Source organism: Pseudomonas sp. O39 (assembly GCF_045447295.1).
GTDB classification, from domain to species: Bacteria; Pseudomonadota; Gammaproteobacteria; order Pseudomonadales; family Pseudomonadaceae; genus Aquipseudomonas; species Aquipseudomonas antarctica_A.
The window spans coordinates 1-9038 of sequence record NZ_JBJGXV010000043.1 but is presented as its reverse complement, the minus strand read 5'-3'; the positions used below and the strand labels follow the sequence as shown (position 1 = coordinate 9038).

General features: G+C 47.4%; 15 protein-coding genes. 12 read left to right on the top strand and 3 right to left on the bottom strand.

The features are described 5' to 3' along the window. Nucleotides 1–248 precede the first annotated feature (248 nt). Entirely contained in the window at nucleotides 249–509 is a 261-nt protein-coding gene (locus ACI77D_RS29010) for a hypothetical protein (RefSeq protein WP_407018058.1), read from the top strand. Nucleotides 510–789: 280 nt separating this feature from the next. Here the strand turns inward: ACI77D_RS29010 and ACI77D_RS29005 are convergent, their stop codons facing one another. Together ACI77D_RS29005 and ACI77D_RS29000 are read right to left on the bottom strand one after the other, a co-directional pair. Beyond that, nucleotides 790–1161, bottom strand: coding sequence for a hypothetical protein (locus ACI77D_RS29005; RefSeq protein ID WP_407018057.1), 372 nt, complete (start codon nucleotides 1159–1161; stop codon nucleotides 790–792). A gap of 135 nt (nucleotides 1162–1296) precedes the next feature. Beyond that, nucleotides 1297–1704 carry a helix-turn-helix domain-containing protein gene (locus ACI77D_RS29000; protein ID WP_205491383.1) on the bottom strand — a complete coding sequence of 136 codons (408 nt, stop codon included), beginning with the start codon at nucleotides 1702–1704 and terminating at the stop codon, nucleotides 1297–1299. A gap of 130 nt (nucleotides 1705–1834) precedes the next feature. On the opposite strand from ACI77D_RS29000, the gene ACI77D_RS28995 reads away from it, so the two are divergent. From ACI77D_RS28995 to ACI77D_RS28950, 10 genes are all read left to right on the top strand, one after another. After that, nucleotides 1835–2965: a phage/plasmid replication protein gene (locus ACI77D_RS28995; protein WP_407018056.1), complete on the top strand. Its 1131-nt coding sequence runs from the start codon at nucleotides 1835–1837 to the stop codon at nucleotides 2963–2965. Then, entirely contained in the window at nucleotides 2962–3195 is a 234-nt protein-coding gene (locus ACI77D_RS28990) for a hypothetical protein (protein WP_407018055.1), read from the top strand. The genes ACI77D_RS28995 and ACI77D_RS28990 overlap by 4 nt, the downstream gene beginning before the upstream one ends. Beyond that, nucleotides 3195–3455, top strand: coding sequence for a hypothetical protein (locus ACI77D_RS28985; RefSeq protein ID WP_407018054.1), 261 nt, complete (start codon nucleotides 3195–3197; stop codon nucleotides 3453–3455). The genes ACI77D_RS28990 and ACI77D_RS28985 overlap by 1 nt, the downstream gene beginning before the upstream one ends. A gap of 190 nt (nucleotides 3456–3645) precedes the next feature. Beyond that, a complete protein-coding gene (locus ACI77D_RS28980) occupies nucleotides 3646–3942 on the top strand; it encodes a propanediol utilization protein (protein WP_407018053.1) in 297 nt (98 codons plus the stop codon). Then, entirely contained in the window at nucleotides 3942–4166 is a 225-nt protein-coding gene (locus tag ACI77D_RS28975) for a hypothetical protein (RefSeq protein WP_407018052.1), read from the top strand. Before ACI77D_RS28980 ends, ACI77D_RS28975 begins: the two co-directional genes overlap by 1 nt. A 10-nt stretch (nucleotides 4167–4176) precedes the next feature. Continuing rightward, the gene (locus ACI77D_RS28970; protein WP_205491389.1) at nucleotides 4177–4401 is read left to right on the top strand and encodes a major capsid protein; all 225 of its coding nucleotides are present in this window, start codon (nucleotides 4177–4179) and stop codon (nucleotides 4399–4401) included. A gap of 410 nt (nucleotides 4402–4811) precedes the next feature. Continuing rightward, entirely contained in the window at nucleotides 4812–5624 is an 813-nt protein-coding gene (locus ACI77D_RS28965; protein WP_407018051.1) for a hypothetical protein, read from the top strand. Between the two features lie 27 nt (nucleotides 5625–5651). Beyond that, complete coding sequence (locus tag ACI77D_RS28960; protein ID WP_407018050.1) at nucleotides 5652–5936, top strand: DUF2523 domain-containing protein; 285 nt, start codon at nucleotides 5652–5654, stop codon at nucleotides 5934–5936. Between the two features lie 3 nt (nucleotides 5937–5939). Then, a complete protein-coding gene (locus tag ACI77D_RS28955) occupies nucleotides 5940–6974 on the top strand; it encodes a zonular occludens toxin domain-containing protein (protein ID WP_407018049.1) in 1035 nt (344 codons plus the stop codon). Between the two features lie 53 nt (nucleotides 6975–7027). Beyond that, the gene (locus tag ACI77D_RS28950) at nucleotides 7028–8281 is read left to right on the top strand and encodes a hypothetical protein (RefSeq protein WP_407018048.1); all 1254 of its coding nucleotides are present in this window, start codon (nucleotides 7028–7030) and stop codon (nucleotides 8279–8281) included. A gap of 67 nt (nucleotides 8282–8348) precedes the next feature. On the opposite strand, the gene ACI77D_RS28945 is transcribed toward ACI77D_RS28950, so the two are convergent. Next, entirely contained in the window at nucleotides 8349–8723 is a 375-nt protein-coding gene (locus ACI77D_RS28945) for a hypothetical protein (protein ID WP_406991166.1), read from the bottom strand. Nucleotides 8724–8743: 20 nt separating this feature from the next. Between ACI77D_RS28945 and ACI77D_RS28940 the strand changes: the two genes are divergently transcribed. Continuing rightward, a complete protein-coding gene (locus ACI77D_RS28940; RefSeq protein ID WP_406991165.1) occupies nucleotides 8744–8926 on the top strand; it encodes a hypothetical protein in 183 nt (60 codons plus the stop codon). Nucleotides 8927–9038: the final 112 nt, after the last annotated feature.

Genomic DNA, 9038 nt, shown 5'->3' with positions numbered 1-9038 from the left:
ATCGATGACGTTATGGTAGCTTTGCCGTCGTGTTCGACGAATTTGGCGCCGGGATAATAGCGAAGCCCCGGCGCTGAATTTATCCATAACGTCCATTATGCGAGGCCGCTTTGCTATCAAGACCCTTGCCGGCGACATCATCATGGTTGAGTTTTGCTATCAAATTTCTGATGGTTTGATATCATTCTCCTGACCTGGTGCGTGACATCGAGCATCATTTTGATAGCAAATATGCCTGAGGCACCAATATGCTTGTTACCATTCGCGACTTTCCTGATGTCTTGGCCACCCGACTTAAGTTGCTCAATCGCACGACTGTTGCCAGCAAAGCAGTGCTGATTGCCTGCGAATCTTTTATTCCGTTGAGGCAACAGGTGAGGGAGCTTGAGGAGCAAATTAAGGCGTTGGAACTGAAAAACTCTGTCCTGTCTCAGACCCTGTCTAGGGCTCGTGATGCTGCGTTGGTTCTGGTTGAGAAGACCTCTCAGTCTGAACTTATTGACTGCTAACCTCGACCTGCCCGAAGGGCATTAGGCGCCTCGCAGATCCTCGTTGGTTCGTTGCACTTGGCGCGCCGATACCCCGCAACGCGGGCCGGTCTATCGCCCAAAGAAAAACCCCAGCGTTCCTGAGAGCCCTGGGGTTTTTTGTCGCGTTCAAATTGCCTGTAGTCGAGTTGGTGTCACTTCGCGCCCTGATTACCCAAGGCATTGCCCCGGGTTTTGTGCGAAGCCTGCGCGGTCCCGTGACGTGCAGCGCTATCATCGGACAGGTCCCGGCAGGTCCGATCTAGTCGTCTGAACCTAAGCAACTTTTGAGGTTTTGAAGGGAGTGCCATAAAGGGTGTTTCTGGTCGCTTCCAATCAGCAATTCAATCTGTGCAGTGATCGCTAATAGCCTATCGTGCGTGCCGGAAAGACCCGCGTTTTGTCCTTCCATCAACTCCGGCAAATACGCCCAGACATCCCCATTGAGAAACTCGATCCCAGCACCGTCTTCGCTGACCTGGATAGTTGCCAGCCCTTGTGGTGATAGGCCTAGCAGGTCAATGCAAATCGCCGGTTTAAAACACAGTTCTGCACCCGTTAAAAGCTGGACAACAATGAGATCCGCGCTCAGGTCATAACGCGCAGTAGCTGCGATTTTTCCTCGATCAGGCATTGCTAGATCTCTTGGGAGGGTTGGATTTTTATGCTGATTTTTCGCGTCCGCGAAAATGCTCACATGAGGGCAGGCCGGAACGGCCTGGGTGGGGGTGCTGTTACACCCCCACTTTACCGCGGTTTCCCGCGATCCTTAGTCCCCCAACACACCTAATCTTTTGCTGCCTTCATTGCGTTCACCCTTCATGTACTCTTCCATTTCCAGGCCTTGGAGAATCGAGCCGATCACATTGAGGGCTATAGGTTTGTGGGTTTCGTTCAGGCTTCCGAATCGTCGGAGTAGGCCCAACATCTGTATCTCCAACCCACGTTCCTCATCGCTTAGCAAGATCTCATCGGTCGTGCATTTGAAGTACTTTGCAAGCGCTATCACTTTGTCAGGAGGCGGTAGGTTTTTACCCTTTTCCCAACTGGCAACTGTGTTTTCTGCTACTCCGACCGCCTCAGCCACAATTTTCTGCGACACCTTTTTGAGCGCCCGCTTGTTTCTGATGTTCTCTCCGATGTTCATCGCCGCTTCATCTGAATGCTCATGAGTCATTGACTATACCTCCTGTGTTTTTGTACAGCTAACACACATCGATGGTTAAGCTGCTACGTATCTCTTGCAAATAGCCTAACACATGACGTAGTCTTACCTGCGTCGTGTATTGGCTTGACAAGGATTTCGGATGTTCATCGATTGGCTCACAATTTCGCAGGAGCATGACCACGATCTTCCGATCGTGTGCGACGTTGTGACGTTGACTATCGACTCGAACACCAATGAGGTCCTCAGCACCAAGCAGCCCCGTTTCAAGCACGAAGCCAGTTATTCAACCTCGGTCACTATTCATGTCCAGGGCCGAAAAATCCGAGTAGAGGGCAACCCGAGCAGAGTAGGGCGGTTGGATAACCTTTTCGGTTTCACCACCATTGAGCAGTGCGTTGCCGTCTACAACGACCTTCTTCGCGAGTACGGCTTGCCTGACTTTACTCGTTGCACTCGGCTCGATATCCGTCAGGGCGCTTCTGGTGCAAGTTCCGGCGACCGGATTGCTGACGGCGCAAAAATCGAACGTATTGACCTCACTACTAATGTCGCGTTGGGTGAGGGCAATGTTTTGGCCTACTTGCGTGGTGTATCCAGTCAACGTATTGGTCACTCCATCGGTTTCTTGTATCCCAATGGTCGTACTGTTGCCTGGACTCCCAAAGGAAATGGTCAGGGTGGCCGGCTGCAATATAGAAAGGCTTACGACAAGGCCTTTGAAGTTGCTCAAAACGGCCTACCTAAGATTAAGAGAGTTTTTGGTGAAGACTCACCAGAATACGCCTATGTAAAGCGTGTTCATGACTACTGTGCCAGTGAAGGCGTAGTGCGTATGGAGCAGGAGTTAAAAAGCGAATACCTGCAACGCGAAGCCCTATGCTACTGGGGTTTATTTGATGAAAGGCGTTTTGCCGAACTCCACTGTGAGTTTCTTAAAATTGATGAAAAGCTGAAGGTGACAGCGATGGATATCGTTAGCATTAGCGAGCAACTTTTGTTACTAAACATTGTTAACACTACTCGCGCCGCAAATACAACGGCTCTTTATGCCATTCAGTGGATGCATGGCCAGCGTTTTGATTTTAAGAAGCGACAAGTTCAGGACCATGCAGCCAAGCTTAATAGAATCGGTATCAATATCCGTAATGCTTGCGATACCAGTAGGTTCGCTCCTGTATTCGTTCGCCAGTGTCGAGAAGTTACAAAAAGTACCTTGGCCGTGCCAACTTGGTATCAGCGTCCTAATCACCTCCAGCAGGTTGCGGCGTGAGAACTGTAAGTTTTCAGGGTGTTCAGCTTACAAGCGGCCAGCAACGGCGTTTAGCTGAACAACAGCAATTACGTGGGGCTTTTATTAATCCTATTCTTGCTCAACAGGTCGAACAGACGTTAAGGGCTGTCGAGGCACGAAAAGAGCAGGGCGTTAAACCTGAGCGTATTTGGTTTATTGAGCGTCAAGAAACAGGAACAACCTGTGTGGCCGAATGGATGGGTTTCTGATGGATAGGGTTGCTTATCAAAATCTACGCTTTGCAGTAGAAATGGAGTTTCTAAATGCTCTCAACAATCCTCAATGTGATGAACGTGCTGGGATTAATAGTCTTATGCGCTTGTTTTTATCTGCATTGGCTCAGCAAGAAGTAACTCGTCAACGTGCTGCACGAAAATTCAAAACTTTCAGGCGCAATCCTGAAGCAACTGCGCCCAGTTGGGCATACCGTAAGCCGGGCACTGCTCGTGGCTTTCCAATACTGAGATAGGGGGCACTCAAAATGACACAACCTGAGCTTTTCAAACTGACTCCGCTTGGAATAATTTTTCAAAATCAGAAATTTGGCATGTTTATCGACTGGGTAAGCTTCGCTGATTTTTGAATTAACTGCGCCCAGTTGGGCATACCGTAAGTCCGGCATCGCTCCTGGCTTTCCAACATTGAGATAAGGGCATTACATGTCTAATGTTATCGTAGTTGAAGTAACTGGCAATCACCGCAGTGGTACTGCTGCCAAGTCGGGCAAACCATATTGCATGTTTGAAGCGTATGCTCACTTGCCAAACATTCCATATCCGCAGAAATGCACCTTTTACGCTGAGACCCCCCAGCAGGTTCCTCAGCCTGGAAAGTATGAATGTGATGTTAATGCGCAAGTTCGCGATGATCGTCTGATTTTTGAAGTCGATCCTCGCAACGGTCGTCGTATTAGTTCCGGTGCTCCTAGCGCTTCGACACCGCAGAAGTCTACGTAATGTCCGGTTTATTGCATTGCCCTGGTGATTTGATTATTCAGGGTGGTGCACCCACGTGTTCGGTTGAATGGGTCTCTGTGCCTTACATTGCCCCATTTGATCCGTCACAACTTGATCCATCTTTTCTGGCTCAAGCTTTCGGCGCCGGATTCACATTGGTAGCTAGTTTTTTAGTTATGTCTATGGGCATTCGCGCGTTTTTAAACTTTATCAAGCAATCTTGAGGATTTACCTATGTTCAAAAAAACTCTCATCGCAACCGTTTCTGCTGTTGTACTTGCTGTTTCCGCGCCGTCTGTCTTCGCTGCTGGTCCCGTTGCCTGGGATTACAGTGGTCTGACTTCCTCCATCGACTTCAGCACTATTTCTGTTGGTGTTTTGGCTGTCGCCGGCATTCTCGCCGGTGTTTACGCTGGTATCAAAGGCGCTCGTATCGTCCTGGGCTTCCTGCGCGGTTAAGGCTTTATCCCTGTTCGACCTGGGCGTCTTATGGCGCCCTTTTTTTATCAAAAATAACGGTAATAGGGATAATTGCATTCTTATTATTCTTATTTTGGGAGCTTGCAACATGGATCAACTTTATTATTTCGCCATGTTCTGTATTGGGTCTGGTTGCTCCTTCGCTGTTTTCTCGGGTTGGTGATATGAAATACATTTCTTTCATCCCTTTTTTACTACTTGCTGCGTTTTCGTCCAGTTCTCATGCTGGCTGGAAGTGCAATCCTTCATTTTCGTCTTCTTATTCTGGTGAGTGTTCGTCTGCCGGTGTCCAGGACTCGCCGGAGTCGTTTATAACCGCATTCGTAAGTGCTGTTAGGTCGGCTAATACAAGCCCTAATAGGACTGGCTACACTGCTGGGTCTTGCACAATGAATGGCACTTCTAATGCTACCTGTGCTTATTCTTGGACTTCTTTTGGTTCCCCCTTTGATGATAGTGTTGGTATTGTTAAGGAAGCTGCTGTTTGTCCCGACACTGTCGAAACTCGTGGCCCCGATGCTGCCGCCATAAAATCAGGAGATAAATACTATGTCGCATGGTCAGTCAGCTCTGTTACTGCTGATGTTTGTCACAACTCTTGTTCTTACCTGGCTAGTTCCGCTTCTGGTAGCACCTGCTATCTGTCTCCAAGTTCTACAGTCACTGGTTTTTGTAACTACTTCGTGGGTCTTAATACCGCGAGTCCTTCGTGTAATGCTGAATCCGGCTACAAATCTCCCTCCGTTGGAGATCCTCTCACTCCCAGTTCTAATCCTGGCGACGGCGGCAATGGTGGCACCAATCCTGGTGGTGGGAATGACGGCGGCAATGGCAATGGTGGTAACGGTGGTGATGGTGATTCCGGCTTTGATGGTGAGCTTTCTTTCAATAGTCCAGGATCACTAGAAGGAAAATCGATTCTTGATAGTGATGTAAATGCTGCCCACTACAATTCCTTTGTCCATGGTATGGAATCCGATTTAAATGAATCTGGATTCGGCAAGGCTCTTAATGAATTTAATCAGAAAATAGCTTCTAGTGGCTCTACAGCAGCTTGCCCTAAGGCTACTGTTTTTCTGCTCGGATCTATGATCACTTTTGACGTGCATTGCGCTTTGTTTGACCTGGTTTCACCCATTCTTTCTGCTGTATTTCTTGCGGCTTGGTCACTTCTTGCTTTGCGCGTTTTCCTTTCTGCTTAATTTTAGCCGCTAAAATTTGAGGTTGTTATGACTGCTTTTGGCAATTGGCTTCTTTCGATACTCCGAGAAGTTTTACAATTTTTTGTTGATTTAATTGTTCAGATTGCTGAATGGCTTTGGCAGGCACTTCTTGAAATCATTAGTTCAAGTTTTCTCATGGGTTTACTTACAAGTGCGGGAGAGTTGTTCACTAATATTTCCCCATCCGTTTGGTATTTCATGAATTTGATGCAGTTACCGTTTGGTATCACTGTCGTTAGTAGCGCCTATTTGTTGCGCTTCCTTGTTCGTCGCATTCCTTTTATTGGGTGATTTATGGCAATTGATGCTTATGTAGGCAAGCCTGGTCACGGTAAAAGCTATGGTGTAGTTGAACATGTTGTAATTCCTTCGTTGAAGCAAGGAAGGCATATATTTACCAATATCCCCCTCATGGCTGATGCTCTCTTAGCAACATTTGGCGGAAATATTACTCAGTTGCCTGATGATTGGTACAGCCTCGATGATCTCGGCGAATTAATTCCTCCTGGTGCTGTTGCTATTATTGACGAATGTTGGAGGCGATGGCCTTCTGGTCAAAACGGAAATCATGCAAGGCTTACTGATAAAACCTTGTTACATGAACATAGGCATCGAGTAGATTCCAAGAATAAATCCATGCGCGTTGTATTGGTAAGCCAGGACCTTAAGCAAATATCTTCTTGGGTTCGTGACTTGATTGAGACTACTTATAGAATAAGAAAGCTCAGCAAAAAGGTATATAAGGTTGATATGTATCAGGGTGGTGTTACTGGTGATTCTCCGCCTAGGTCAAAGCTAATTAGAACTGATGCCGGAACTTTCAAAAAGGAGGTCTTTTGTTTTTATAAGTCCGCAACTAAATCTGAATCCGGATCTGTTGGTGATGAATCTTCTGCTGATGGTCGTGCAAGTATTTTGCGTTCCTTTGGCTTGTGGTCTGCCTTGGTCGCGTTTGTTGTTTGCATTGGACTTGGTGTTTATTTCGTCAAAAAGTTTTTTACTACCGATCAGCCTGGTGTTAAGCACTTATCTTCCGTATCTACGCCAAATCAACCTAACGCACCTGCTGAGCTGCCGATTTCAACCACTTGGCGCCTTGTTGGCTTTGTTCATCCTTCAACGCCTGATCCATCTTCAAAGGTTGTTTCTGAAGCTCTTGCCCTGGTAGCTGATAACAATGGGAATACTCGTTACATTTCTTTTTCTCATTGTCGATATTTTCCAGATTTTACCGAGGCTTATTGTTTGGTTGATGGTTCCAAGATTACTAATTGGTCATTAAAAAAACCAAATCCAATTACAGGTGGATTAATTGGGGGTGGTCTTTAGCGTAGCGCTAAGACCGCGCCCAATTAATTTACCAATCAGCCGGAACTCATCCCATGAACACCTATAAGTTTTTTCGCGGCCTCTATGTCTCTGTATTTTTGTTTTCCTTCGTTACCTTTTCCCAGGCGGATACAGCCCCTCAACCAGTAACTTTTGATTTTCAAACTATTCAGGTTTCGTCCGCTTTACAGCTTCTTGCCGATTACAGGGGCTTGAATCTTGTTCTGGACGATAATGTCCGTGGTTCACTTTCTATGCGCATGAAGAATGTGACTTGGGATGAGGCCATTGAGTATGTCACTTCGGCAAAAGGGCTTTTATATACCGTTGAAGGTAATTTTCTTCGTGTGAGTGGCTACCCACGACCAGGTGATGCCTATTCAACAAATTCATATGTTGCTGCCCAAAATCAGCAAATTCAAAGTAGTCCTTCCTTTGGCGTCAACTCTTTTGATGTTTCGATTTTCAAGGTGCATAACATTTTGGCGTCGGACGCAATAAAAGCATTTCCTCTCGATCCTGGAGAGACTCTGAATTTTGAAGACGGCTCTTCTGTCATCGTTGCCAGGATGAGCAAGGCGCGTTTAGATCAGCTCAAAACCCTGATTGCTGCTGTTGATTACTCCAGGAAGCAAGTGATGATCCAGGCTCGTATTGTTGAGGTGGACCGCTCGTATTCCAAGAATCTGGGAGTTCAATGGGGTGGCACTGTAGGCAGCGGTGCTGGCACTGTTTCAGGCTCTGTGCCCCTTGGCTTTGCCTCTGGTGCCATCGGGGCTGTTGGCATTGTCTCAAGCGCTTTGACGCTCGATGCCAGGCTTTCAGCGATGGAGCAGGAAGGTAAGGGCAGGGTGATTTCCAGTCCTCGCGTTTATACCTCTGACCGTCATCAAGCCAAAATTGTTAAAGGCTCTCAGGTTCCTTATCAGCAATCGGCCGGCGATGGTGCAACGTCGACATCCTTCAAGCAGGCTGCTTTGTCGCTCGACGTGACTCCGATCGTTAACGATAAGGGCGTGCTGCTGGATGTCATCCTTTCAAAGGATGAGCCTGACTATTCCAATGCCATGAATGGCGTGCCGCCGATCAACACAACCTCGCTGACGTCCCGGGTTTTTTCGCCGTTCGGCCAGACCATTGCCGTGGGTGGTGTTTATTCGGATCTGGATACAACCGTCGTTAGAAGCGTGCCGTTCTTGGGCAAAATTCCTGGCTTCAAATGGTTGTTCACCAGCAGCTCGACGGTATCGACCAGCACTGAGCTTGTCCTGTTTTTGACACCTGTGTTGGTCAATCAATATAACTAAACTAAATGGTTATTTAGTTTAGTTATAACAAAGAAGGATATTCAATGGGTGGAGTACTGCAAAATCCTCACTTTTTCTCACCCTTGGTATCGCTATCTAATTGATAATTTTCACAGATGTTTTCCAATTTAATCGTCTTGGTGCGGCCTGCATTAATCTCTGACAGTCGTTGCTCAGCAATACGAATGTCCTCAAGATCCTCCGAATCGAAATGCTCAACGAGTTCATCAATCCGATCAGGGATCGCCGCCGTTTTTGATAAGACAAGACTCTTGTGAGTGCCTGCATAGGCCTCAACGATGTACAAGGTGTCGCCGTCGACCAGGCCCATTTCAGTTAACAAGTCTGATGGCAACGGTACGATCAGGTCGCCAGTTCCATCAGCAGCGTCTTGGCAGGTGACGATCCAGCGTTTATTTTCAGGGGCAGGTGTTGGGTTCATATTTTCTCCCAGGTGATCAAATGACAGAGCCAATTTATGATTATGACCCAGCGGACTCGCTGGTTGATTCCGAAGCCATGGCTGTCTTTTTGGCTGATGCTTACGACACCGGTGACGCTGCTTTTATTGCCGAAGCGATGGCCGTTGTTGCACGCGCCAAAATCCGTATCGATGCAGCGGCAGAAGCACAGCGGCCATCGTAATGTTCGTGGCGGTTTTTTTCTCGCATACGAGAAATTCGGCCTGGCCAGCCTGATCACCTGGTGAAAAGCATCGAGCAGAGCCCCACAAGGAGAACCCTTGGGTTCGCATAAT